We start from the raw sequence: 23,828 nt of genomic DNA on the forward strand, positions 1-23,828 counted from the left end.
GCCAGCTGGGTCGGCCGGACCTACTTGGCGGGCCCGAGGTCGCGCATCGGCTTGCCTGCCTTCACGTTGGCGGGCTTGACCTTCCGGCGCTGCCCGTTGACGACCACCACCACGTTGCTCATGTTCGGGGCGCGGTCGGCGACCACGTCGTACCAGACGACCTTTCCCTTCTCCCAGCGGACGCTGATGCGGTAGCCGCCGCGGGCCCGGAGGTTGGTGAACGAGCCGCTCTGCGCCCAGTCCTTCGGCAGCGCGGGCAGCAGGCGGATCGCCCCGTCGTGGCTCTGGAGCAGCATCTCGGACACGGCGCCCGTGATGCCGAAGTTGCCGTCCATCTGGAAGGGCGGATGGTTCGCGAACAGGTTGCTCAAGGTGTTGAACCGCAGCAGGCCGCGCACCATCATCCTGGCCCGCTCCGCCTCGCCGAGGCGGGCAAACAGCGCGGCCCGCCACGGCCACGTCCAGGAGCGTCGCGAGTCTCCGGAGACCGTCTCCTCCGTGAACGGCACCCCCGCCTTCTCGCCGCAGCGCGCCTTCAGCGACACCAGCGCAGCCGCCGCGAACTCGGGCGTCTGGGTGGTGATCTCACGCCCCGGGTAGACGGCGTACAGGTGCGAGGTGTGACGGTGCAGGTCGTTGGGGTCGTCGCGGTCGCTCTGCCACTCCTGCAACTGGCCCCAACTGCCGATCTTGTTCGGCGCCAGGCGCTTCTGCAGGTCGGCGACCTTCGCGCGGTACGGGTCCTTTCCGCCGAGGGCGGTGGAGCAGTCGAGGTAGTTCTGGAACAGGTCCCAGACGATCTGCTGGTCGTGCATGACGCCGTCCTCGCGGGGGCCGTGTTCGGGCGACCACCCGTCCGGTGCGACCAGGGTGCCGTCGGGAAGGGCCTTCAGGCGGTCCTCCCAGAACTGGCAGATCTCCTTGATCATCGGCAGCGCCACGTTCTTCAGGTAGCGCTTGTCCTGCGTGAACGCCCAGTGCTCGTAGACGTGGCTCATGTACCAGGCGCTGGAGACGGTGTTCCACTCCCACCCGTTGCCGCCGAAGATCGACTGCGACGTGCGCGCCGTCCAGCCCCGCACGTCACCGAACTCCTTGCGGGTGGCGACCCGGCTTGGCACGGCGACCTCGCGGATGAAGTCGACGAGCGCGGTGTGCGAGTCGCCGAGGTCGGTCACCTCCGCGGCCCAGTAGTTCATCTGGACGTTGATGTTGGTGTGGTAGTCCGATCCCCAGGCGGGGCTGTTGGAGTTGTTCCACAGCCCCTGCAGGTTGGCGGGCAGCCCGCCGGGACGCGACGACCCACTCAGCAGGTAGCGGCCGTAGTCGAACAGGATCTGCTCGAGCACGAGGTCCTGCTTGCCCTTGGCGTAGCGGGCGAGGCGCTGGTCGGTCGGAAGCGCCTGCACGTCGTCGTCGCTCGATCCCCAGTCGACGGAGACCCGGTTCATGACCGAGCCGACCTGCTTGACATGGTCCTTACGCAGCCTGGCGTACCCGAGCCTGGACGCGGCCTTCAGCGTCGCGTCGACCTGTGGCTTCGGGGCCTTGCCGCGCCACCGTCGGCCGCGGAGAGCTTGTAGTCGGTGCGGGCGTCGAGCAACAGCAGGATGCGGGTCGCGCCCGCGATGACGAGGGCACCGCTGCTCTCTGTGATGGTGCCGTCCGTGTCGATGTCGATCGCGGCGGAGTGGCTCAGCTTGTTGGCCATGGTGCCCGCGAAGCTGATCCGGCCCTTGGCGGCGTCGGCCACCGTCGGCGCGTTGTCCTGAGCCGAGGTGAGCCGCAGCGTCGTGGTCATGCCGCCGGGCTGGTCGGTCGTGTAGCGCAGCGCGATCACGTCGGCGTCCCGCGAGGCGAACGATTCCCGCAGCACGGTGCCGTTTGACGTCGCGAAGTGGGTGGTGTGCACGCCGCTCGGCAGATCGAGCGCGCGCCGGTAGTCGACCACGATCGACTGCGAACGGGTGCTGTACCCGGGGGCGAGCAGCGCGATGCCGCCGACCTCGATCCGGGCGCCCGCCTCGAAGGTGAGACGGTAGTAGGCGAACTGCGCGGGCGACGTCAGGGTCCGCGCCACCTCGGCGCCCCGACCAGGAAAGGACACGCCGCTCGCGGCGTCGAGTTCGGTCCAGGTCAGGGCGTCGTTCGAGCCGGAGAAGGTCCACGCAGTCGGGTCCTTGGCCGCCGAGCCTGTGCCGCTGGTGACGGAGTAGCCCGTGATCCGGCGGGCCGCGCCGAACTGCGCCTGCCACACGGGGCGGCCCTTGGCCGACCACACCGTCCCGGTCGAGTTGTCGATGCTGCCGACCAGCGAGTCGGCGTGCCCCGACGGCGACGAGACGAACAGCGTGTCGCCGTCGGCCAGGCTGACGCCGCCCAGTGAGATCTCGGAGAGCTGGAAGTGACTGACGCCGGGCTTGGGCGAGATGTCGAAGCGGTAGTAGCGGTAGGCCGTCGAGTTGCTGAACTCGAAGGTCTTGGTCTGCTGGCGCTGCTCGAACGGCGCGATGGAGCGCGAGTCAAGCGGCGTCCAGGTGGTGCCGTCGTTGGAGCCCTCGAAGACCCAGTCCTGCGGGTCGCGGGCGGGCACGTCATTGGCCGACGTGATGGAGTACGACGTCACGACGGTGGGGGAGGGCAGCTTGGCCTGCCAGAACACGTGGGCCGGTGGGCCGATCAGGCACCACTTGGTGCTGGAGGAGCCGTCGTAGGACCGCTCGACGGTCTCGTTGTTGGAGACCTCGTAGGGGCCGCCGGGCGAGGTGACCTCCGGTCGCCCCGTGAAGGACAGCGAGAGCGACCCGAAGTTGCGGTACGACCCGAAGCCGGTGACGCCGGTGTCGTAGTCGCCGTCCCAGTTGTTGAGGCCGCCCCACAGGCTCTGCTCGTTGAACTGCACCGTCTCCTGATCGGGATGGCCGAAGAGCATGGCGCCGAGGCGTCCGTTGCCGATGGGCAGCGCCTGCTTCTCCCAGTCGGAGGCGGGGATCGCGTACCACAGCGACCTGGGGAGACGACCGGGCGGGGGATGGTGCCGGTCGAGTGTGAGGTTGGGGTGGGCCTCGGCTTGTCGGCCGAGGCCGGTCGGGCGGCAAGGAACTGGGGCAGCGTGGTGGCGGCTGCTGCCGCACCGCCGAACTGAAGTGCGTGGCGTCGGGAAATTGTTGGACCCTGCATGGGGCTCCTCCTTGGTGGGGCGACTCTGCTCACTCGGGGGACCATCGACGGTGTCGACGGCAATGTTAGCGCTAGCAGTTAACGTTAGCAATCGATCATTTTGTTGAGAACGGTGTCTGTGTTTTTTCGGACGATCGGCCATAAAGCCTTGTCGACCGCGTGTCGAGGCGGCATTGCTCGGTCGCGGTAATTTGTCGTGCTTTTGTCGACCGCTCAGGGGTCGATCCGGACGATCCTGATCGTGACGGGGGTGGCGGCGGAGCCGAGTTCCGCCCGGATCCGGGCTCGGATGTCGTCGGGGTCGAGGGGAGAGCGCGTTCGCAGGGTTGCGGCCTGCCGCGACCCGAAGCGCCGGTCGCCGACGGCCTCGAGGTCGACCGACTCGACACCCTCGACGGCCAGGAGTGCGTCTCGAAGCCGGGCCGGGTCGGTGACGACGCCCCCGTCACGACGCTCCGGTCCGCCCGTCCGGAGACGTGCACGAGTCCGTCGCGGATGGTGCCACGGTCGCCCCGGAACACGGTGTCGCCGAGCATCGGGGAGCGGGCCTCGAGAACCCCGTCGCGCTCGCGGACCCGCACCCCCGAGAGGGGCCTGCCGACGGTGCCGGGGAGCGGCGCCGATCCTCAGGTGAGGCGAGGCAGAGGGTGCCCGCCTCCGTCGAGCCGTACGCGTCGTAGACGGGGGCGCCGAGCCTCGCGGCCAGGTCGTCCGCGCCGTCGAGCCGGTCGGACCCGCTCAGCACCAGCCCGATCCTCGGTCGGGTCGCGGCCGAGGCGAACTCGCGCAGCAGCAGCGGCACCCCGGTGAGGAGGTCGACGCGGCCCGCTGCCCGGATCGGCGCGGCGCCGTCGGTGGCCGAGAGGAAGTGGCCGCCCAGCAGCAGGGTCAGCAACAGAGCGCTCCAGCCGTGGCCGTGGTCGACGGGGGAGAGGCACCCGACGCTCGGATGGCGGGGCAGCGGCAGCAGCCCCAGAGGCGAGACCAGTTGGGCCGTGGCGAGGGGCCGCGCCTGGTGTGGCGCAGCGTCGGGTCGCCCGTCGAGCCGGAGGTGAAGAACGAGACACCGCGGCCTGCCCTCGACCGCCTGGCCGACTCGAGGGCGGTCGCGCCCGCCGACGGCGGCACGATCCGCACCGAGCGGCGCGCCAGCAGCCCTGCGAGCGACTCGACGGCGACGGCGCGTTGATCCTCGGAGCACACCACGACCGGGCCTGGCGGGAGAGCGCGTGCCGTGGCCCGCACGCGTCGGGCGAGGCCGGCGCGGGTCAGCGTGCCGCGTGCGTCGGTCCACGCGGGGGCCGACGGCGGCGCGGTGGCGGCGCCGACCGCGATCCGGGCGGCGGCAAGCAGGGCGGGCGACCAACCGCCGCGCGCCTCGCTCATGGCTGCGACAGGCGCTCAGAGGATCGCCCGATCGCGCGGGCGAGCGCCGTCGGGGCGACGGCGTGGGCGACCTCCGCCGGCCGCAGCCACCATGGCGCGATCCGGGGGCGCCTCGAACGGATCGCCTCGGCGATCCAGTCGGCCGCGTCCTCCGCGCGCATGGCGCGGCGGCCGGCCAGCGTTGGTCGCGCCATGTCCGTCGCGACGAGGGGGAAGGCGAGGATCGTCACGGCCACCCCGCGCGGCGCCAGTTCGGCGGCCGCGGTGCGCAGCCAGGCGTCCCACGCGGACTTCGAGGCGACGTAAGGGCCCCAGCCGGGGATCGTCAGGCGCGCGTTCGTCGTCGAGGAGCCGATCAGGTGGCCCGCGCCGCGCTCGCGCATCGCCTCGACGAGGGGGAGGGCATGTGCGACGGGCCCGACGAAGTTGACGGCGGCGCTGCGCGTGATCGAGTCGGGCCGCGCGGCGGTCGCGGCGACCGAGCGGGCGATCGACAGTCCCGCGTTGGCCACCACGATGTCCGGCGGGCCGAACTCGCCGAGCGAGCGGTCGGCGGCCGCCCGCGCAGCGTCGGCGTCGCGCAGGTCGACGCTCTGCACGAGCGCCACCCCGCCGCGCCCGCGGACCTCCTCGGCAAGTGAGTCCAGCAGGTCGCGTCGCCGTGCCAGGAGCACGAACCTCGCCCCCGGGCAGGCTGCGCGTTCGACGAAGGCGCGGCCAATTCCCGAACTGGCACCCGTCACGACCACGACCTTCCCGTCGAGGTCAGGGGGCTGTTTCCGGTTCATGGGGAGAGGCTATCTGGCGCCCCGGTCTCAGATAGCGACACCGTGTACCCCATCAAGGAGACAGGGTGTCCCTGCATGTGTCACACTGGAGCTCAATTAGGTGAGGCAATCCTTACCAAATATACGACGAGAGGACGTGGTCGCGATGACCGCCGGCGTTCAGAACCGCACCGCACTCGCAGCCCGCCTGCGCGAGGAGACGCGCACCGTCCACGAGGAGGCGGAGCAGACCCCGCTGATGGCGCGTCTCATCAAGGGTGACGTCGACCGCGACGACCTGCGGGGCCTGACCCGGCAGTTGGTCGCCGTCTACGAGGCGCTCGAGGGGCATCGCGCGCGCTGGCCGACGAACCGCACTTCGCGGGCGTCCACGCGCCCGAGTTGGAGCGCCTCGAGGCGCTCCGCGTCGACCTGGCCGCGCTGAGCGCCGACGGCGAGGCCGAGGTGCCGCTGCTTCCGGCGGCCATCGCCTACGCCGAGCGGATCCGCGACGTCGCGGACCAGCCCGCGCGACTGCTGGCCCACCACTACACCCGCTACCTTGGCGACCTGTCCGGCGGCCAGGCGCTCGGCTCGATCTTCGGCCGCGCGCTCGGGATCGAGTCGGGGCAGCCGGGCATCTCCTTCTACCAGTTCGAGGGCATCGAGAAGGTGAAGCCTTGCAAGGACCGCTACCGCGAACTGCTCGACGGCGCGCCGTTGAGTGACGAGGAGTCCGACGCGGCGGTGGAGGAGGCCGTCGTGGCCTTCCGCTGCAACCAGGCGCTCTTCGAGGAACTGGAGTCCCTCAGAGACTGACGCGGCGCCGCTCGCCGTTGACGATCACGTCGACCTCCGAGAGCGAACCCGGTCGGTCGGCCACCACCTCGAACCACTCGACGACGCCGTCGCGCCAGCGCGCACTCACCCGCAGCCCACCGCGCGCGCGGAGGCCCCGGAATGATCCGGCCTCGGCCCACGCCCCTGGCAGCGCCGGGATCAGGCGCACGACGCCGTCGTGGCTCTGCAACAGGAGTTCGGCCAGGGCCCCCGTGATCCCGAAGTTGCCGTCGAGTTGGAACGGTGGATGCACGGCCCACAGGTTCTCCAGCGTGGAGAACTTCAGCAGCCCGCGCAGCATCGCGTGGGCGCGCTCCCCATCGCCGAGACGCGCGAACAGCGCCGCCCGCCACGGCCACGTCCACGATCGGCGCGAGTCGCCCGCGACGGTGTCCTCGGTGACCGACCCGTCGGGCGCGCCGCAGCGGGCCACCAGCGACGTCAGCGCCGCCTCCGCGAGATCCGTTGTCGCCGGGGTGATCTGACGCCCGGGATAGACGGCGAACAGGTGCGAGGTGTGGCGGTGCAGGTCGGCCGGATCGTCGCGGTCGGACTGCCATTCCTGCAACTGCCCCCACGAGCCGATCCGGTTCGGGGCGAGCCGCGCCTGAAGGTCGGCGACGCGCTCCCGGTACGGGTCCTCGCCGCCAGCGGCGGCAGACAGGTCGAGGTAGTTCTGGAACAGGTCCCAGACGATCTGCTGGTCGTGCATCACGCCGTCCTCGCGGGGCCCGTGCTCCGGCGACCATCCCTCCGGCGCGACCAGGGTGCCGTCGGGAAGGGCCTTCAGGCGGTCCTCCCAGAACTCGCAGACCTCCCGCACCAGCGGCAGGGCGACCCCGCGCAGGTACCCGTCGTCTCGGCCGAAGGCCCAGTGTTCGTAGACGTGGTTCATGTACCACGCGCTCGAGATGGTGTTCCACTCCCACGCGTTGCCGCCGAGCGGGCTCTGTGAGGTGCGGGCCGTCCACCCGCGCACCGGCCCGAACGCGGCAAGGGTTGCATCGCGGCACGACGGCGCCATGGCGGCGACGAAGTCGATCAGGCCCCGGTGGCTGCCGGACAGGCCGGTGACCTCGGCTCCCCAGTAGTTCATCTGGATGTTGATGTTGGTGTGGTAGTCGCTCGCCCACGTCGGGGTGTTGGAGTCGTTCCACAACCCCTGCAGGTTGGCGGGCAGCCCGCCGGGCCGCGAGGAGGACGCCAGCAGGTAGCGCCCGTAGTGAAACAGCACCTGCTCGAGTTCGGGGTCGGCGGCGCCGTCGCGGTACCTGGCGAGCCTGCGGTCGGTGGGCAGGTCGCCGACCGCGGGTGAGGTCGATCCCCAGTCGACGGAGACGGTGCCGAGCAGGTCGGCCAGGTCGGCCGCGCTCGCCTTACGGACGTCGTCCCATCCTCGGGCGGACGCCGCGTCGAGCGAGGCGGCGAGCACGGGCAGCGGGTCGGTGCCACGCCACCCCGCGGCACGGTCCATGGCGTAGTCGGTGCGGGCGTCGAGCAGCAGCACCAGGTCGGTGGCGTCGGCGACCCTCAGCAGGTCGCCGTCGACAGTGAGCGTGCCGTCGGAGGCGACGCGCACCTCTGCCGCGTGCCGCATCCCGTTGGCGAGCGCCCCCTGGAAGGCCAGTCGCCCTGGCGTCGCCGTCGTCGGAGCGCCGTCCTGCGCGGAGTCGAGGCGCAGCGTGACGCCGAACGGAGCCCCGGAGCGGTACCGCACCGCCACGACGTCGGCGTCGCGCGAGGCGAACGCCTCGCCGAGCCGGGCGGCCCCGGAGACGACGGCGTAGGTCGAGTGCAGCCCCGTGTCCAGGTCGAGCGCGCGCCGGTAGTCGGCCGCGTCGGCGGCGCCGTCGAACGTGAGGGTCAGCGTTCCGAAGTTCTGGTACGAGCCGAAGCCGAGTTCGCCCGTGTCGTAGCCGTCGTCAGCCAGGCCCGCGGAGGCGTTGTCGTAGTCGGCGACCCCGCTCCACAGGCTCTGTTCGTTGAACTGGATCACTTCGACGCCGACGCCGCCGAACATCATCGCGCCGAGCCTCCCGTTGCCGATCGGCAACGCCTGGGAGTCCCAGGCGAGCGCGGGCGCCTCGTACCAGAGCGTGCGGGCCGAGGTGCGGGGAGCGGAGGGCTGGAACATGGTGCGACCTTCGGTTCTAGGGCAGAAGAAGGCCCGGCGTCCGCTTGGGTCGCCGGGCCTTCCAGGGTCGATCAGGCGAGCGCGTCGACGATCTGGTTCAGCGTCGCCGACGGCCGCATCACGGCCGCCGTCTTGGCCTGGTCGGGGCGGAAGTAGCCGCCGATGTCGGCGGGCTTGCCCTGCACGCCGAGCAGTTCGGCGACGATCGCGTCCTCGTCGGCCCCGAGCGACTCGGCGACCGGCGCGAAGATCGCCGCCAGTTCGGCGTCCTCGGTCTGCGCCGCCAACTCCTCTGCCCAGTACTTGGCGAGGTAGTAGTGCGAGCCGCGGTTGTCGATGCCGCCGAGCCTGCGGGTCGGGGACTTGTCCGTGTCGAGGAACGTGCCGGTGGCGCGGTCAAGCGTCGCCGCCAGGATCGCGGCGCGGTCGTTGCCCTCGGTCTGGGCCAGGTGCTCGAAGGACGCGGCGAGCGCCAGGAACTCGCCGAGCGAGTCCCAGCGCAGGTAGTCCTCCTCCACCAACTGCTGGACGTGCTTGGGGGCCGAGCCGCCCGCGCCGGTCTCGAACAGGCCGCCACCCGCCATCAGGGGGACGACCGACAGCATCTTGGCGGAGGTGCCAAGCTCGAGGATCGGGAAAAGGTCCGTGAGGTAGTCGCGCAGCACGTTGCCGGTCACGGAGATCGTGTTCTCCCCGCGTCGGATCCGCTCGACCGACAGCTTGGTCGCCTCGACCGGGCTCAGGATCTGGATGTCGAGACCCTCGGTGTCGTGGTCGGCCAGGTAGGTGCGCACCTTCTCGATCAGGTTGCGGTCGTGTGCGCGCTCGGGGTCGAGCCAGAACACGGCGGGCCATCCCGTGGCGCGGGCGCGCCCGACGGCGAGCTTGACCCAGTCCTGGATCGGGGCGTCCTTCGTCTGGCAGGCGCGCCAGATGTCGCCGGCGTGCACGTCGTGGCTCATCAGGACCTCGCCAGCCGCGTTGCGGACCTCGACGATACCGTCGGCGTCGAGTTCGAAGGTCTTGTCGTGCGAGCCGTACTCCTCAGCCTTCTGCGCCATCAGGCCCACGTTGGGGACGGTGCCCATCGTGCGCGGGTCGAAGGCGCCGTTGGCGATGCAGTCCTCGACCACCGCCTGGTAGACGCCGGCGTAGGACGAGTCGGGGATCACGGCGAGCGTGTCCGCCTCCGCGCCGTCGGGGCCCCACATGTGGCCCGACTGGCGGATCATGGCGGGCATCGAGGCGTCGACGATCACGTCGGAGGGCACGTGCAGGTTCGTGATCCCCTTGTCCGAGTTGACCATCGCAAGCGCTGGGCCGTCGGCCAGGCCCTTGTCGAAGGCCGCCCGGATCTCGGCGCCGTTGGGGAGGGCGTCGAGGCCCCCGAGGATCGCGCCGAGGCCGTCGTTCGCGGAGAGCCCCGCGGCGGCCAGGTCGTCGCCGTAGGCCGCGAAGACCTCCGGGAAGAAGGCCTTGATGACGTGGCCGAAGATGATCGGGTCGGAGACCTTCATCATCGTGGCCTTCAGGTGAACCGAGAACAGCACGCCCGACTCCTTGGCGGCCCTGACCTGCTCGGCGAGGAACGCGTCGAGCGCCGCGGCGCGCAGCACCGTCGCGTCGACGACCTCGCCAGCCTTGACAGGGAGCGCGTCCTTGAGGGTCCGCTCCGAGCCGTCGGCGCCCGTGAAGACGATGCTCAGGACGTCGTCAGCGGGCAGCACGACCGACTGCTCGTTGTGGCGGAAGTCGTCGGCAGACATCGTGGCGACCGAGGTCTTGGAGTCGCCCGTCCAGGCGCCCATCCGGTGCGGGTTCTTGCGCGCGTAGCTCTTGACCGACTCGGGCGCGCGGCGGTCGGAGTTGCCCTCGCGCAGCACCGGGTTGACCGCTGAGCCCTTGACGCGGTCGTAGCGGGCGCGGGTCTCGCGCTCCTCGTCGGTCGACGGGTCCTCCGGGTAGTCCGGGATCGCGAAGCCCTGCGCCTGCAGTTCGGCGACCGCGGCCTTGAGTTGCGGCACGGATGCCGAGATGTTGGGCAGCTTGATGATGTTGGCCTCGGGGGTCTTCGCGAGCTCGCCCAGCTCGGTCAGCGCGTCGGGGACGCGCTGCTCCTCGGGGAGCACATCGGCGAACTGGGCCAAGATCCGGCCCGCAAGCGAAATGTCGCGGGTCTCGACCTCGACGCCCGCCTTGCCGGCGAAGGCGTTGATGATCGGAAGGAACGAGAAGGTGGCGAGCAGGGGGGCCTCATCGGTGAGGGTGTAGATGATCTTGCCCATTTTCGTTTTCGACTCCTGAGTGGTGGATTGCCGCACAGCTTACCGGCGTGCCAGGTACCCCGCAGACTCGCCAATCAGGGTCCCGCTAGGCGGACGGCGGGGCCCGATAGGCTGTGGCCGCGGGCTCGTGGGTCCCGCCCGATACGCCGACGGCGACGTGGGTTCGGTTGTGAGCGAACGCACGCCGCGCCACGGCGTGCGTTCTTTGGACTAACACGCCGGATTGGGTAGCCTGTACCCACGAGTTAGTGACAGATTCCGCGGCAAGTCCGCGAGGGACAAGGCAAGGGGGTCGACCCGATATGGGGCGCGGCCGTGCAAAGGCGAAGCAGACCAAGGTGGCTCGCGATCTGAAGTATCGCTCGATAGACACCGATTTTGCGTCATTGGAGCGAGAGCTCCGAGGCGCTGAGAGTGTCACGGACGTCGGTGAGATCCCGATTCCTATGCCGACATGGCCGAGGAGTACGCGGACTACGACGACGAGTACGGCACTGACGATGCAGGCGACGAGCGCCGCTCGTCGTGACCCGTGACGCACGTGCCTGAGTGGGCGCCCGACTCGGAGCTTGACGGTTACGAGCAGTTCACGATCGAACTGCCCGACGAACCGACCTACGCACTCGAACCCGAGCAAACGCTGGTGGCGACGCTGGTGCGCCGGGTGGCGCCAAGCAGGTCACGGGCCGTGTTCTACGTGCACGGGTGGAGCGACTACTTCTTCCAGTCGCATCTCGGCGACGAGATGGACGCGCTCGGGTACGACTTCTACGCCATCGACCTGCGCCGCTACGGCCGCTCCCTGCGTCCGAAGCAGTTGGCGGGCTACGTGTCGAGACTCGACGACTATTTCGTCGAACTCGACGCGGCCCTGGAGGTGGTCCGTTCGGACGGGCACGACGAGATCGTCCTGATGGCCCACTCGACGGGCGGGCTGATCGGCGCCCTGTACGCCAACGAGCGACCGGAGACGTTCGCCGCGGTGATCCTCAACTCTCCGTGGCTCGAACTGCAGGCCAACCCGATGCTCCGCCCGACGGCGCAGCCGATGTTCAGCGCGGCAGGCGCGGTCGCTCCGACGACGGTCGTCCCGATGGCGGACAACGGCTTCTACCGCCGCTCCATCGCCGCGGACCAGGACGGCGAGTGGGTGTACAACCACAACCTGAAGGGCGATCCCGCGTTCCACGTCCGGATCGGCTGGCTCTCGGCCATCATGCAGGGCCACGCACGTGTCGCGGCCGGGCTGCACATCGACTGCCCGGTGCTCCTGGCGACCTCGACCCGCACCAACTTCCACCGAGGTTGGGAGGACGACATGCTGAGCGCTGACACGGTCCTCGATGTCGACCGGATCGCCGAGCGCGCCACTCGGCTCGGCAACCTGGTCGTCCTGGCCCGGATCACCGACGGCTTGCACGACCTGGTCCTCTCGCGCCCCGAGGTGCGGGCCCGGGTCTTCGACCAGTACCGCCGCTTCCTCGGCGCGTACGCGTCCTGATAGCATCGCCGTGTGGACGCTGAGGTCCACCGAGAGTTACGGAGAGGAGGTCGAGCGATGATCCTTGTCGACGCCCGTGCGCGTTCCATTTCCAGCCGCTTTGAGGCGGCATCCTCTTCGACCTTCTGGAGTTTCCGTGTCCTCGACACACTCGCAGGCGCAGTGGCCTGAGCCCGAGAACCACCACTACAACACCAACCGCTCCACCCCCGTCTGGGACGTGTCCGTCGCGCCCCACCCGGCGGCGACAGGTGGACCACCTGGGACGAGCCCGGCCTCGTCCGCGGCCCAGCACCATGGCCCGACTGGCTGATCACCAGCGGCGACGCCTTCGACACCGACCTCGGCGTCCTCAAGACGGGCAAGGAGGCAGACGTCCACCTTGTCGAACGGGTCGGCCCTGACGGCAGATCCTGCCTCCTCGCAGCCAAGCGCTACCGATCGATCGAGCACCGACTTTTCCGCCGCGACGATGGCTATCAAGCGGGGCGTCGTCACAAGAAGTCGCGCGAACAGCGGGCGATCGCGAACCGCACCGCGTTCGGCCGCACCGTCGTCGCGGGGATGTGGGCGCGCGCCGAGTGGGGCGCACTCGTGCAGTTGCAGCCGTCCCCGGTCCGGGTCCCGTTTCCGGTCAGCTTCGACTCGAACGAACTGCTGATGGAGTTCATCGACGACGGTGAGGGCAACGCGGCGCCGCGGCTCGCCCAGGTTCGCCCCGACCCCGAGGCGCTGGACACGTTGTGGCGACAGTTCCGGGAGATCGTCCTGGCCCTCGCGGCGACCGGTCACACCCATGGAGACCTGTCGCCGTACAACCTGCTGGTTGCCCCCGGTGTGGACGGCTCGCCGCACGGTCAGCTCGTCGTGATCGACCTGCCGCAACTCGTCGACGTCGTGGTCAACCCCGACGGCTTCGACTACCTGCGAAGGGACATCGTCAACGTCGCCACCTGGTTCGCCGCCCGTCGAGCCCAGGCGGATGCCGAGTCGCTCTTCGCCGAGGCGGTGGCGGTGCTGTACTGAGCCGTCCGAGGCCGATCGCGGCACGGCCCTCGACGCCCCCGGCGCGAACTGTCACGTGCTGGGGGCGTGCGGGGCTCAGGATTCGATCGTTCCCCGAGTCGTCCCGTTCCCCGAGCCGTCCCGTTCCCCGAGCGGTCCCGTTCCCCGAGCTTGTCGAGGGGTCCGAAACCCGTCGCCGTCGGCGGCCTGAGATGCCCCGGTCCACTGACAGACTTGCGGCCATGACGCATCCCTGGAACGTGCCGTTCGATGGCTACGCCGCCCCCGCCGACTGGAACCTCGATGCGGAGGAGAGTCGCGAGGTTGAACGGATCGTGTGGGGGACCGTGCTGCGCGGCGAGACCGAGATCGATTCCTACCTGTGGCGCCTCGAGGACTACCTCGTCAGTGAGGATCACCCCGATCAGGGCGGGCTCACCGAGGATCAGGTGGAGGCCTTCGTCTCCGACGTCGTTGCCCGTCGACGCGAGCAGCAGGCCGATTTGGGGGGCGCGCCGACGTCGGCGCTCTCAGAGGCCTTCGAGGAGTTGGCGGGGATCGGCATCCTCGGGCGGGAGGACTTCACCTGCTGCGGGACCTGCCTGAGCGCCGAGATCTTCGACGAGCGCGACGAGTCGCGCACCTGGCGCGGCTACCTCGCCTACCACCAGCAGGACACCGACAGCATCGCCAGTTCCGGCACGACCTACCTCAACTACGGCACCTTCCTTGACGCCTACATCCCCTTCGAGGAATGGGAACCGATGAGCGACGCCGACAAGGAGTCGATGTACGAGCGGACCACCGTCGAACTGATGCGCGAGGCGATCCCGGTGCTCGAGCGTCACGGCGTCGAGGTGGTCTGGGACGGCGACCTCGCGACCCGCATCCTGCTGCGCAACGTCGAGCGCTTCAGCAGCGTCTGACTGACCCTTTGGCCGAATTTCCCGGCTAATCGAGGGGTCGGCTGAGCCACCATCACCCTCTCTACTACTATGCGTCGTAGGAGGAGAGATGGCACGGCTCAAGCGCATGTTGTCCCGCATATCGAAGAAGAACCTACTCATCGCGGCGGGTGTCTTCGTCGTGGGTCGCTCATCGGCGTGGGCCTCTTCACCTTCGTCTACGCGCGGGGTATTTCCTACCTCGGCAACGACCCGGCGACCTGCGCCAACTGCCACGTGATGGAAGGCCATTACGACGCATGGCTTGCGGGGAGCCACTCCAACGTCGCGACGTGCAACGACTGCCACGCGCCGCACGACAACATCATCTCCAAGTACCTCGTGAAGGCAGACAACGGGTTCTGGCACGGGCTGAAGTTCACCACCGGCCAGTACCCCGAGAACATCGAGATCCGTGATTCCAACCGGGCCGTGACCAATGAGGCGTGCCTCTACTGTCACTCCGAGTTCACCAGCGATATACGAATGACAAGAGGCAGCGAGCAGGTCGACTGCACCGCATGCCACTCCGACGTCGGTCACAGGAAAAGGTGAGGGACATGGCGGATAGCGACGCCCCCAGACGCAGCCAGAAGACAGCACTGCACCCGAGCAGGCTCCGGCCCCCAAGAAGGGGGGCGGCGGACGCAGGCTCGGCATCATCGTGGCGGCCATCGTCGCCACCGCGGTGGTGACGGCGGGCATCACGGCCCTGCTTGCGAACATCATCCAGCGCCAGGGGGAGGCAGGGGACTCCTTCACGAAGGTGGTCGACCTCGACGACACCATCGCCGACCCCGCGGTCTGGGGCCAGAACTTCCCCGCGCAGTACGAGTCGTACCTGCGCACCAAGGAGATGACGCCCACCGTCCACGCGGGCTCCGTCAAGGAGGAGCGCACCGCGACCGAGACCGACCCGCGCACCATCGTGTCGACCAGCCGGATCGAGGAGGATCCGCGGCTGAAGGACATGTGGGCCGGCTACCCGTTCTCCGTCGACTACCGCCATGCCCGCGGCCACGCCTTCATGCTCGAGGACCAGCGCTTCACGCTGCGCGTGCTCGACTTCAAGCAGCCCGGCGCGTGCCTGAACTGCCACGCGTCGACCGTGACGATCATGGACGAACTCGGTAACGGCGACCGCGAGGCCGGCTTCCAGAAGATGAACCAGATGACCTACGCCGACGCGACCCAACTCGCCGAGCATCCGGTCGCATGCATCGACTGCCACGACCCCGAGACGATGCAACTGCGGATCACTCGGCCAGCGTTCGAGAAGGGCATCACCGCGGCCAAGAAGGCCGAGGGCATCGCCGACTTCGACGTCAACCGCGACGCAACGCGTCAGGAGATGCGCAGCTACGTGTGCGCCCAGTGCCACGTCGAGTACTACTTCGAGAAGGACACCAAGGAACTGACGTTCCCGTGGACCAAGGGCCTCAACATCGACGACATCTGGGAGTACTACCAGGAGGACGGGCACAAGGACTTCACGCACGCCACCACCGGCGCCGAGATCGTGAAGGCCCAGCACCCCGAGTTCGACATCTGGAGCCAGGGCATCCACGCCGACAACGGCGTGAGCTGCGCCGACTGCCACATGCCGTACGAGGCAGAGGGCGCCAAGAAGATCACCAACCACCAGATCCAGTCGCCGCTGCTCAACATCAACGCCTCGTGCATGACGTGCCACCGCGCCACCGAGGAGGAGATGACCAACCGCGTCGTCGGGATCCAGGACCAGTTCATCGGCACCCGCGACCGCGCGTTCGACTCGCTCGTCCAGCTCATCCGGGCGCTCGAGACGGCACAGACCGACGGCACCCCCGCCGAGGCGATCGACCAGGCCCGCGAGTTCCAGAACAAGGCGAGCTTCTTCCTCGACTACGTCTACTCCGAGAACTCCAACGGGTTCCACGCTCCGGCCTACATCCAGCGGATCCTCGCCGATTCGCTCGACGCGTCCCGCAAGGGGCAGCTCGTGCTGCAGGGTGTCGACCCGGCCTCGCTGGAGGCCTCCGACATCTCGCAGGCAAACAGGAAGGCAGCAGAGGAACGTGAAAGCTGAGACCCCACTATCTGACTCACCCAGCCCCGAGGCCCTCGCGGAGTTCCTGAACACCGCTCCGGAGGAGCTTCGGGGGTGGGCGGAACAGCAGCTCGCCCAGGCGAACGCGAACGCAGGCCCGGACTCGATCCCCGAGCGGGCCGACGACTCGCAGGAGAAGGCGCCTGCCGCCTCCGACCTCGCGCTGGCCGAGCTGGGGGAGGATGACGACGAGCCGCGCCGCACCAAGGTGCACACACCCATGGACAAGGTCCCGACGCCGGTGCCCGTGGCGGCGCAGAAGAAGCGCAGCGGGCTCGCGCTGCCCGTCATCGGGCTCGCGCTGCTGGCCGCGCTCGTCTACGGGATCTTCCGGATCGGGCTGCCGCCGCAGCAGGACGACCAGGCGGCGGGTCAGGCGCCCGCCCCGACGAGCCAGCCAACCGACGGCGGTGCCGCCAGGATGGCCGAACTCGAGGCAAAGCTCGTCGACGCGCCAGACGACGTCGCCATCAACCTCGAACTCGGCGTGCTGCACTTCAACAACGGGAACCAGGAACGTGCCGAGGAGCTGTGGACCAAGGTGACCGAGGTCGACGCCCGTAACGCTCAGGCCTGGTACAACCTCGGCTTCATCCACCTCGCCGAGGAGCCGCCCAACGCGGCCGCGGCGAAGGCGGCCTGGGACACCGTCCTCGAGGTGGCCCCCGATTCCGACCTCGCGGCAACCGTCGTCTCGCACCTCGACGCGCTCGACGCGATGGGCTCGGCAAGCCCGAGCCCGACCCCGACCGGGAAGTGAGAAGCAATCATGCGTGAGCTCGCAGCCTGGGTCTACCGGATCCTCCGCTCGAAGGTGCTCGGCGCGCTCGTCATCCTCGCGATGGCGGTGTTCGCGCTGCTCGGCACCCTGATCACCCAGGAGCCACCCGGCTCGGCAGCCGACCCCGCGGCGCACGCGGCGTTCCTCGCCTCCATGCAGCCGCGCTACGGCGGGTGGACGGCGGTGCTCGACGTGCTTGGCATCTTCAACCTGTGGTCGTCGCCGATCTTCCTCGGCGTCACGGTCCTGCTCGGGCTGTCGATCATCGCATGCACCGTGCACCGCCTCCCGCAGTTGTGGAAGCGGGCGACCAAGCCGCGGGTGCACGTCACCGAGAAGTTCTTTGAGCGCGCCCAGTACCGCGCCTCCCTGCGGTTGCCGATGACGCCCCAGGCGGGCCTCGACCACGTCGGCGCCGAACTGCGCCGCAAGTTCTACCGCCAACTGACCGACGACAGGCTCGACGACGGGGCAGTCGGCATGTACGCCGACCGGTTCCGCTGGGGTCCGTTCGGCACGGCCATCGCGCACGCCGCCATGGTCGTTATCCTCGCGGCGTTCGGCATCTCCGCATTCACCGGCTTCGACGACACCCTCGACGTCGCCGTCGGCCAGAGCGTCGAGGTCGGCCACGGCACCGGCCTCACCGTCACGGCGACGTCCTTCAAGGACTCCTACGACGAGATGGGCCGCCCCACCGACTACGTCAGCCACCTGGTGATCGAGCGGGACGGGCAGGTCGTCGCGGAGCAGGACGTCCGCGTCAACGAGCCGCTGCGGGTCGACGGGACCGCCTTCCACCAGACCTCCTACGGCATCGCCGCGGGGCTGAGGATCGAGCGGCTCGGCGAGACGGTCTTTGAGGGCGCCGTCCCGCTGAAGTGGCAGAGTAACGACGGTCGCTATGCGATCGGCAAGATCATCCCTCGCGGCTCCGGCATCGAGGTGCTGGTTGTCACCCCAGCCTCGGGCGCGACTGACGCGAACATCGCGCCGGGCAGCGCCGTGTTCGAGCTCTACGACGTCGATACCGACGAGAAGCTCGACGTGCTCCCCGTCGAACAGGGCGAATCCGCGGAGGGCGGCGGCATGACGCTGACGTTCGAACGCGAGTTGCGCTACACCGGCATCATCGCGCGGCAGGATCCCGGTGCCGCCTGGATGTGGGTCGGCTCGACGCTGCTGGTGCTCGGCATGTGCATGACCTTCATGGCGCGCCACCGCAGGCTCTGGGTGCGCGTCACCCCCGACGGCGACGGTTCGCTGATCCAGATCGCCTCCGCAGAGAAGCTCGACACGACCTTCGAGCGGCACTTCCGCGGGCTCATCGAGCGCATCGACGCCACCGCGCCCGCCTCCGACGATGGTGGGGACGAGAAGCCCCCCGCAGAAGCGATGCACGACAAGGAGCTGATCGATGCTTGAGATGGCCGAATACCTGGTGACAGCGGCAACGGTGATCACGCTGTTCGGCGTGGTCAGCTGCTTCGCGCTCGTCACGCGCAAGCGCGGCGCGGCGGTCGAGACCCGTTCCCGGGCGCTCGTCTCAGTCGGAGACGGGCCCGCCGAGACCGTCGAGGCGACCACCGAGGCAAAGTCGGGGCGTCGCAGTTCGCTCGGCTGGTGGGTCGCCGCGTTCCAGATCGCCGCCGTCGTGCTGCTGACCGCCTACATCGTGGTGCGGATGACGTACACGGGCCACGGCCCGTTCTCCAACCAGCACGAGTTCGCGATCGCGTTCGCGTGGGGCGTCCTCCTGGTCAACCTGTTCTTCGACCTGCGCTACCGGATCCGGCTGATCACGCTGATCGTGCTGCTAGTCGCTGGCGGGATGCTCGTCTACGGGATGTCGCTCGACACGAGCGTCAAGCCGCTGATCCCGGCGCTGCAGAACAGCCTGATGCTGACGCTGCACGTCAGCTTCGCGGTCGTCGCCTACGGGGCCGCGTGCGTGTCCTTCGGTGCAGCGGTGCTGTACCTGCTGCACCCCGTCATCAAGCGCGTGAAGCTGCCGCGACTCGAGGTGCTCGACGACATCGGCTACCGGGCCGCAGTGATGACCTTCCCGCTGCTGACGATCATGATCGTGCTCGGCTCGGTGTGGGCCAACACCGCATGGGGTCGCTACTGGGGCTGGGACCCCAAGGAGACCGCGGCGCTGGTCACCTGGCTCGTCTACGGGGCCTTCCTGCACGTGCGTGTGGTGCGCGACTGGCGTGGCCGCAAGGCCGCGTGGATGCTCGTGATCGGGTTCGCCACCGTGCTGTTCGCCTACTTCGGCAACCACTTCCTCGGTGGCCTCCACTCCTATGCCTGAGTCGCTGGTCCGTTCGCGCAGCAGGGCGCTGGCCGTCGTCGGTCTCGTCGTCCTGATCGCGGTCGTGCTCGCCGGGGTCTACGCGATCAAGGGAGGGCCCGCCTCCGCCGCGGGGGAGCCGTCGACGCCGGTCGCCCAGGCACCGAAGGTCGGCGGGCCCGCGCCCGGGTTCAAGGCGCTGGACATCGACGGGGAGCCGGTCTCGCTCGAGGCGTACCGGGGTAAGCCCGTGTGGCTGCTGTTCCAGGCGACGTGGTGTTCCATCTGCCGTGCCGAACTGCCCGACGTGGAGGCGGCCTCGGAGCGCGTCGACGTGGTCGCCATCTACCTGCGCGAGGATCGCCGCCTGGTGGCCGACTACGCGGAGCGGTTGGGGCTGACCATCCGCAGCGTCCCCGACCCGATCGGCGAGATCTCGCTGAGCTACCTGGCGACCTCGGTCCCGACGCACTACTTCATCGACGCCGATGGCACCATCGTCTCCGTCCTGAAGGGCGCGCTGTCGCCCGAGGAGATCGACGAGCAACTCGAGGCCATCGGCGCGGGCTCGGCCGCCCAGGGCTGAGGCGTTCCCGACGCCGTTCCCCGAGCTTGTCGGTCGCCGTTCCCCGAGCTTGTCGAGGGTCCGATAGCTATGCCCGTGTTGCGGACGCTTCGACAGGCTCTGCGAGCGTCGTTCCCCGGGCTTGCGGTCGCCGTTCCCCGAGCTTGTCCGTCACCGTTCCCCGAGCTTGTCGAGGGGTCCGATGCCGGTGTTGCGGACGCTTCGACAGGCTCAGCGAGCGTAGTTCTCCGAGCTTGGGGGGGCACCGTTCCCCGAGCTTGTCGAGGGGTCCGATAGCCACGCAGCCCGTCCCCTAGCCAGCCAACCGCGCCGCGGCCAGGCGGTCCCGGTCGGCCAGCGTCTCGTGGTACAGGTCCGCCAACGTGCGCTCGTCGACCGCGGCGAGCACCTCGTCGATCGCCTCCTCGGCCTCGTCAAGCCGGCCGAGGTCGATCAGCACCGACGCCATCGACGCCCGCACCCGCAGGTAGTGCCCGCGGTTGGCCACGGCGCGCTCGGCGGCGGCCTCGAGCAGCAGGTAGGCCTCGTCGAGGTCGCCCTCGGCCTGCGCGATCAGGGCGAGGTTGGCGGTCACCTGGGCCTCGTGGGAGCGGTGCCCGAGCGCGGCCAGGAGGTCGATGGCACGCCGCGCCGCGTCGCGGGCCGCCGGGAGATCGCCTGAGCGCCGCAGCCCCTCAGACAGGTTGGCGTGCGCGAAGGCGCGGTGCAGGTCGTCGTGGCACGCGTCGATGGCGGCCCGGTAGCTCTCGATCGCCCCCGGCAGGTCGTCCTGGCTGAGGCGCACGTTGCCGAGCGCCATCAGGAGTCGGTCGCGCTCCGGCTGGTCCAGTTCGAGGGCCACCTCCAACTCCGCGATCGCCTGCGTGTAGCGCCCCTGCTCCTCGAACGCCCGCGCCAGGTGACGACGGGCCTGGGCCTCGCGTTCCGGCGCGCCCTCCTGCGCCGCGAGGCTGTGCACCCGAACCGCCTCGGTGAGCCGCACCTCGAAGGACAGCACCGGAAACAGCAGGGCCGACGCCTCGGACAGTTCGGCGGCGAGGCCCCAGTCGCGTGCCGTCTCCGGCAGCGTCAGCAGCGTCGGCAGTTCTGCCGCCAGAAACGCGGTGGCCTCGGCCGTGCCCATCGCCGAGGTCGGCTCGGTCGCGACCCGGCCGGCGATCCCCGGATGCAGCGCGTCGACAGCGGCGGCGAGCAGGTCGAGGTCCGCGCGCACCAGTCGCGCCACGGCGGCCCGCTGGGCGCTGTGGGGGACCTGCGTCTGGAGTTCGTCGTGCGCGAAGTCCCGGACGAGGTCGTGCCAGCCGTACCGGTCGCCGCGGGCGCTCAGCAGGTTGGCGGCCTGGAGCGCCGCGAGGTCGGCGGTCGCGTCCGCGCCAACCAGGATGCCTGCCCTGCGCGCGTCGACGGCCGTGTCGGGGTGCAGCGCCAGCAGTCGCAGCAGCCCCTGTTGGGACGGCGTGAGCCTCGCGTAGCTGACCTGCAACGCCGGGCGCAGCGGCGACGTCCTGGACGCGGTCGCGAGGGCGTGGACGTGGTCGGCGAGCGCCCACTCGGGGCGCTGGAGGACGGCGCCTCCGACGACCAGCACCTCCATGGGGATGCCACCCGCCAGCCGCGCGAGGTCCGCCGCGGCGTCCGGTTCGGCGGCGACGCGGCCGGCGCCGATGGTGTCGGCGAGCAGCGCGACCGTCTCGTCCTCCGTGAGCGGCGAGAGCGCGACCGTCACGTCCGCGGTGACCGCGCCCGACTCGCGGCTGGTGACGAGCGTCCTGCAGCGACCACCCGCGATCAGTTCGTCGGCCTCGGAACGGGGCGACACGTCGTCGAGCACCACGACGAGGTCGAGGTCGGCCGCGAGTTCCCGCCACCGTCGAGGTTGCTGGCGCGGCCCCAACTGCGCGATCTCGCGCGCGGGGACGTCGATCAGGCGCAGCAGTTCCGCCGCGACATCCGCGGCGCTGAGCGGCGGCGCCGAGTGGTGGTAGCCGCGCATCGGCACGATCAGATGCCTCTCGCCGAGCCGGCCCGCGGCCGCCATCGCGAGTTCGCTCTTCCCGGTGCCAGGCAGCCCGGTGATGAGCGCGCACTGGCCGTGCTCCAGGCGCTCGAGCGTCGCCGCCTCGGCTGCCCGACCTCGGAGGCGAGTGGTCGAGGCAAGGACGGTCGAGACGGCCACGCGGGAGGCGCGCGTCATCGAGGCGAGCCGGTCCCGCCACAGCGCGAGGTCGGCGTCGGCGTCGAGGACGACGACGAGGTCGAGCACGAGCGTTGCGTCGAGGCGCGTCCTGCCGTCGCGGAACGCGTCATAGACAGTGATCCGGCCGGGCGCGGTGTGGGGCTGGCCGCGCTCGGCGCGGAGGGTGCCGATCCGGCGCGCCAGGTCGGCGTAGGACGGGCTGCCGACCAGCGCCCTAAGTCGGCGCAGTTCGGCCGCGAGGTCGTCGAGGGTCGCTGGCTGTGCCACGCAGGAAGCCTAACCGGGTCGGGCGGTGTTCGGGATCGTTCGGCCTTGCCGTGGGCGCCCGGATCGACGCGGAAGCTTGGCCCGGGTCTGCGAGGATCCGGTGCCATGAACGAACCTGGAATTGAGATCCATGAAGAGCAGGAGAGCTCAGGAGAAGCCGGCGCGCTGACGCTCGCCGGGATCGGTGTCGTGCTTGCGGGACTGACGGCCTATCTCGCCTTCGGTGACCTGTGGGACCAACTGCTTGACCAGTCGGGCGGACGGAGGGGTGGGCTCCTACGGATCATCACCTCGATCGGCTACCAGCCCCTGATGATCGTGCTCGGCGTGCTTGCCGCGGCGTTCCTGATCGGCGCGGTCGTGGTGTTCGTGCGCGGCAGGAAGGAGGCCTGAGTCATGGGACTGTTCGACAGCATCAAGAAGGCCTTCGCGGCCCCCGACCTCAGCGAGGCGATGCGTGAGCACGTGCCCGGCTACCGCGGGCACATCATGGTGACCCCGTCGTCGTACGAGGCCGGAGGCAACACCGGCGTCGGTGGCACCGCGCTGATCGGCCGGGCGATCGGCAAGGTGGCCGAGGCCGCCTCGTCGTCGAAGCACATCGGGGGAGAGCCGGGCAGCCTGGCGCGCCAGTTGCCGCGCGAGGGCTACGGGGTCGCCCTGACGATCACCGACACGGCGGTGGAACTGCTGGACTTCGGCCTGACGATGCGTGAGGTGCCGCCGACCAAGAAGGTGACCATCGCCCTCGCGTCGATCGCCTCGCTGACGGATCAGGGGTCGCGCGAGCCCAAGGCGCACCTGCGGGTCACGTTCACAGACGGCTCCTACTTCGATTACCGGATCGCGATGCTCGCATCAGAGGGCTTCTGGCCCGCCGCGGAGTCCCTCGCGGCCTGACGCCCTGCGTCGCGACGGCCCACGCCCGCTCGGGCGTGGGCCGTTCTGCGTCCCCTGGGCAGGTCAGCCCATGAGTCCCCGACCCGTGGCGGGGCCCGGGCCCGCGGTTACGTTCCGTTGCGCTCGCGGTGGGCGCAACCGGGCCAGCAACAGGGGCGGCGATGTCCGTCGCCCAGTTGCGAGATGGTGCGCTCGAGTCGCCTGGCTCGCGTCTTGTCCTGCTTGGCGTCCGTGACCAGGCAGATCCACTCGTTGCGGGCCAGCGGGGTGATGTCGAGCCAGGCCGTCATCGCGGCCTCGTCTCCGCCGAGCGCTTCCGCGAGGTCGTCGGGGACGGTGTCGTGCACCGTGCCTGCTGGGAGGGTCTCGATCTTCACCAGACGATTCTAGGCCGTCTCCGCCGAAGGAGGTCGGGGGAGCGCGCCGTTACCCGCGGTCCAGCCATTTGTCCAGCCATTGGGGCGACAACCTGCCGGTATCGCGAGGGCGTGGGATTGGCCGGGAAATGAGAAAACCCCTAGTCGTCTAGGGGTCTCGCTGTGGCCAGTGCCAAGGTCGAGTCGGCGACGTGTAGGTTGCAGGCGAACGCTGCAGGGCGACCTGCTGCTCCGGGGATGAGAGAACCCCTAGTCGTCTTGTGGACTGTAGCCATTCCTGTAGCCATTGGGGC

General features: G+C 69.7%; 23 protein-coding genes and 1 pseudogene. 14 read left to right on the top strand and 10 right to left on the bottom strand.

Annotation, left to right across the window (positions count from 1 at the left end):
• Nucleotides 1–20: 20 nt before the first annotated feature.
• The 5 genes from BW730_RS18905 to BW730_RS00980 all read right to left on the bottom strand — a co-directional run bounded on the left by BW730_RS18905 (nucleotide 21) and on the right by BW730_RS00980 (nucleotide 5,354).
• Nucleotides 21–1,451, bottom strand: coding sequence for a glycosyl hydrolase family 95 catalytic domain-containing protein (locus tag BW730_RS18905; protein ID WP_226996951.1), 1,431 nt, complete (start codon nucleotides 1,449–1,451; stop codon nucleotides 21–23).
• 65 nt (nucleotides 1,452–1,516) lie between these two features.
• On the bottom strand, nucleotides 1,517–3,322 hold the full coding sequence (locus BW730_RS18910) for a glycoside hydrolase N-terminal domain-containing protein (RefSeq protein WP_226996952.1): 1,806 nt from the start codon (nucleotides 3,320–3,322) through the stop codon (nucleotides 1,517–1,519).
• A gap of 303 nt (nucleotides 3,323–3,625) precedes the next feature.
• Complete coding sequence (locus tag BW730_RS18380; RefSeq protein WP_335340891.1) at nucleotides 3,626–4,168, bottom strand: AMP-binding protein; 543 nt, start codon at nucleotides 4,166–4,168, stop codon at nucleotides 3,626–3,628.
• Nucleotides 4,069–4,566, bottom strand: coding sequence for a hypothetical protein (locus tag BW730_RS18385; protein ID WP_077684675.1), 498 nt, complete (start codon nucleotides 4,564–4,566; stop codon nucleotides 4,069–4,071). The genes BW730_RS18380 and BW730_RS18385 overlap by 100 nt, the downstream gene beginning before the upstream one ends.
• Entirely contained in the window at nucleotides 4,563–5,354 is a 792-nt protein-coding gene (locus BW730_RS00980) for an SDR family NAD(P)-dependent oxidoreductase (RefSeq protein ID WP_077684676.1), read from the bottom strand. Before BW730_RS00980 ends, BW730_RS18385 begins: the two co-directional genes overlap by 4 nt.
• A gap of 145 nt (nucleotides 5,355–5,499) precedes the next feature.
• Here BW730_RS00980 and BW730_RS19890 point away from each other — a divergent pair, with 145 nt between their 5' ends.
• The gene (locus BW730_RS19890) at nucleotides 5,500–5,778 is read left to right on the top strand and encodes a biliverdin-producing heme oxygenase (protein ID WP_145952666.1); all 279 of its coding nucleotides are present in this window, start codon (nucleotides 5,500–5,502) and stop codon (nucleotides 5,776–5,778) included.
• Nucleotides 5,736–6,152, top strand: coding sequence for a biliverdin-producing heme oxygenase (locus BW730_RS19895; protein WP_158522443.1), 417 nt, complete (start codon nucleotides 5,736–5,738; stop codon nucleotides 6,150–6,152). The genes BW730_RS19890 and BW730_RS19895 overlap by 43 nt, the downstream gene beginning before the upstream one ends.
• Here the strand turns inward: BW730_RS19895 and BW730_RS00995 are convergent.
• Together BW730_RS00995 and BW730_RS01000 are read right to left on the bottom strand one after the other, a co-directional pair.
• Complete coding sequence (locus BW730_RS00995) at nucleotides 6,142–8,307, bottom strand: glycosyl hydrolase family 95 catalytic domain-containing protein (protein WP_077684679.1); 2,166 nt, start codon at nucleotides 8,305–8,307, stop codon at nucleotides 6,142–6,144. The two genes, BW730_RS19895 and BW730_RS00995, sit on opposite strands and share 11 nt — an antisense overlap.
• Nucleotides 8,308–8,378: 71 nt before the next feature.
• Nucleotides 8,379–10,592, bottom strand: a complete 2,214-nt coding sequence (locus BW730_RS01000; protein WP_077684680.1) for an NADP-dependent isocitrate dehydrogenase — start codon at nucleotides 10,590–10,592, stop codon at nucleotides 8,379–8,381.
• A 302-nt stretch (nucleotides 10,593–10,894) separates the two neighbouring features.
• Here BW730_RS01000 and BW730_RS18730 point away from each other — a divergent pair.
• Together BW730_RS18730 and BW730_RS01010 are read left to right on the top strand one after the other, a co-directional pair.
• Nucleotides 10,895–11,121: pseudogene (locus BW730_RS18730) on the top strand (DUF3073 domain-containing protein).
• Nucleotides 11,122–11,124: 3 nt separating this feature from the next.
• A complete protein-coding gene (locus BW730_RS01010) occupies nucleotides 11,125–12,093 on the top strand; it encodes an alpha/beta hydrolase (protein ID WP_077684681.1) in 969 nt (322 codons plus the stop codon).
• A 186-nt stretch (nucleotides 12,094–12,279) separates the two neighbouring features.
• Here the strand turns inward: BW730_RS01010 and BW730_RS18920 are convergent, their stop codons facing one another.
• On the bottom strand, nucleotides 12,280–12,576 hold the full coding sequence (locus BW730_RS18920; protein ID WP_226996959.1) for a hypothetical protein: 297 nt from the start codon (nucleotides 12,574–12,576) through the stop codon (nucleotides 12,280–12,282).
• A gap of 39 nt (nucleotides 12,577–12,615) precedes the next feature.
• On the opposite strand from BW730_RS18920, the gene BW730_RS01015 reads away from it, so the two are divergent.
• From BW730_RS01015 to BW730_RS01050, 8 genes are all read left to right on the top strand, one after another.
• On the top strand, nucleotides 12,616–13,119 hold the full coding sequence (locus tag BW730_RS01015; protein ID WP_237268010.1) for an RIO1 family regulatory kinase/ATPase domain-containing protein: 504 nt from the start codon (nucleotides 12,616–12,618) through the stop codon (nucleotides 13,117–13,119).
• A 221-nt stretch (nucleotides 13,120–13,340) separates the two neighbouring features.
• Nucleotides 13,341–14,024 carry a DUF6891 domain-containing protein gene (locus tag BW730_RS01020; RefSeq protein ID WP_077684683.1) on the top strand — a complete coding sequence of 228 codons (684 nt, stop codon included), beginning with the start codon at nucleotides 13,341–13,343 and terminating at the stop codon, nucleotides 14,022–14,024.
• Between the two features lie 177 nt (nucleotides 14,025–14,201).
• A complete protein-coding gene (gene nrfH, locus BW730_RS01025; protein ID WP_226996961.1) occupies nucleotides 14,202–14,597 on the top strand; it encodes a cytochrome c nitrite reductase small subunit in 396 nt (131 codons plus the stop codon).
• Between the two features lie 109 nt (nucleotides 14,598–14,706).
• Nucleotides 14,707–16,110 carry an ammonia-forming cytochrome c nitrite reductase subunit c552 gene (locus BW730_RS01030; protein WP_226996963.1) on the top strand — a complete coding sequence of 468 codons (1,404 nt, stop codon included), beginning with the start codon at nucleotides 14,707–14,709 and terminating at the stop codon, nucleotides 16,108–16,110.
• Nucleotides 16,100–16,891 (top strand): tetratricopeptide repeat protein, encoded by a 792-nt coding sequence (locus BW730_RS01035; protein WP_077684685.1) that lies wholly within the window; start codon nucleotides 16,100–16,102, stop codon nucleotides 16,889–16,891. Before BW730_RS01030 ends, BW730_RS01035 begins: the two co-directional genes overlap by 11 nt.
• A 9-nt stretch (nucleotides 16,892–16,900) precedes the next feature.
• Entirely contained in the window at nucleotides 16,901–18,337 is a 1,437-nt protein-coding gene (locus BW730_RS01040) for a cytochrome c biogenesis ResB family protein (RefSeq protein ID WP_077684686.1), read from the top strand.
• A complete protein-coding gene (gene ccsB, locus BW730_RS01045; protein ID WP_077684687.1) occupies nucleotides 18,330–19,229 on the top strand; it encodes a c-type cytochrome biogenesis protein CcsB in 900 nt (299 codons plus the stop codon). Before BW730_RS01040 ends, ccsB begins: the two co-directional genes overlap by 8 nt.
• Nucleotides 19,222–19,794, top strand: a complete 573-nt coding sequence (locus BW730_RS01050; protein WP_077684688.1) for a TlpA family protein disulfide reductase — start codon at nucleotides 19,222–19,224, stop codon at nucleotides 19,792–19,794. The genes ccsB and BW730_RS01050 overlap by 8 nt, the downstream gene beginning before the upstream one ends.
• A 292-nt stretch (nucleotides 19,795–20,086) precedes the next feature.
• On the opposite strand, the gene BW730_RS01055 is transcribed toward BW730_RS01050, so the two are convergent.
• The gene (locus BW730_RS01055) at nucleotides 20,087–22,258 is read right to left on the bottom strand and encodes a tetratricopeptide repeat protein (RefSeq protein ID WP_077684689.1); all 2,172 of its coding nucleotides are present in this window, start codon (nucleotides 22,256–22,258) and stop codon (nucleotides 20,087–20,089) included.
• Nucleotides 22,259–22,363: 105 nt separating this feature from the next.
• Here BW730_RS01055 and BW730_RS01060 point away from each other — a divergent pair, with 105 nt between their 5' ends.
• Nucleotides 22,364–22,651: a hypothetical protein gene (locus tag BW730_RS01060; RefSeq protein WP_077684690.1), complete on the top strand. Its 288-nt coding sequence runs from the start codon at nucleotides 22,364–22,366 to the stop codon at nucleotides 22,649–22,651.
• A gap of 3 nt (nucleotides 22,652–22,654) precedes the next feature.
• Nucleotides 22,655–23,158 (top strand): hypothetical protein, encoded by a 504-nt coding sequence (locus tag BW730_RS01065; RefSeq protein ID WP_077684691.1) that lies wholly within the window; start codon nucleotides 22,655–22,657, stop codon nucleotides 23,156–23,158.
• A gap of 107 nt (nucleotides 23,159–23,265) precedes the next feature.
• On the opposite strand, the gene BW730_RS01070 is transcribed toward BW730_RS01065, so the two are convergent.
• Complete coding sequence (locus BW730_RS01070) at nucleotides 23,266–23,535, bottom strand: YdeI/OmpD-associated family protein (protein WP_145952667.1); 270 nt, start codon at nucleotides 23,533–23,535, stop codon at nucleotides 23,266–23,268.
• Nucleotides 23,536–23,828 lie beyond the last annotated feature (293 nt).

Origin of the sequence: Tessaracoccus aquimaris, from assembly GCF_001997345.1 — a bacterium.
GTDB classification, from domain to species: Bacteria; Actinomycetota; Actinomycetes; order Propionibacteriales; family Propionibacteriaceae; genus Arachnia; species Arachnia aquimaris.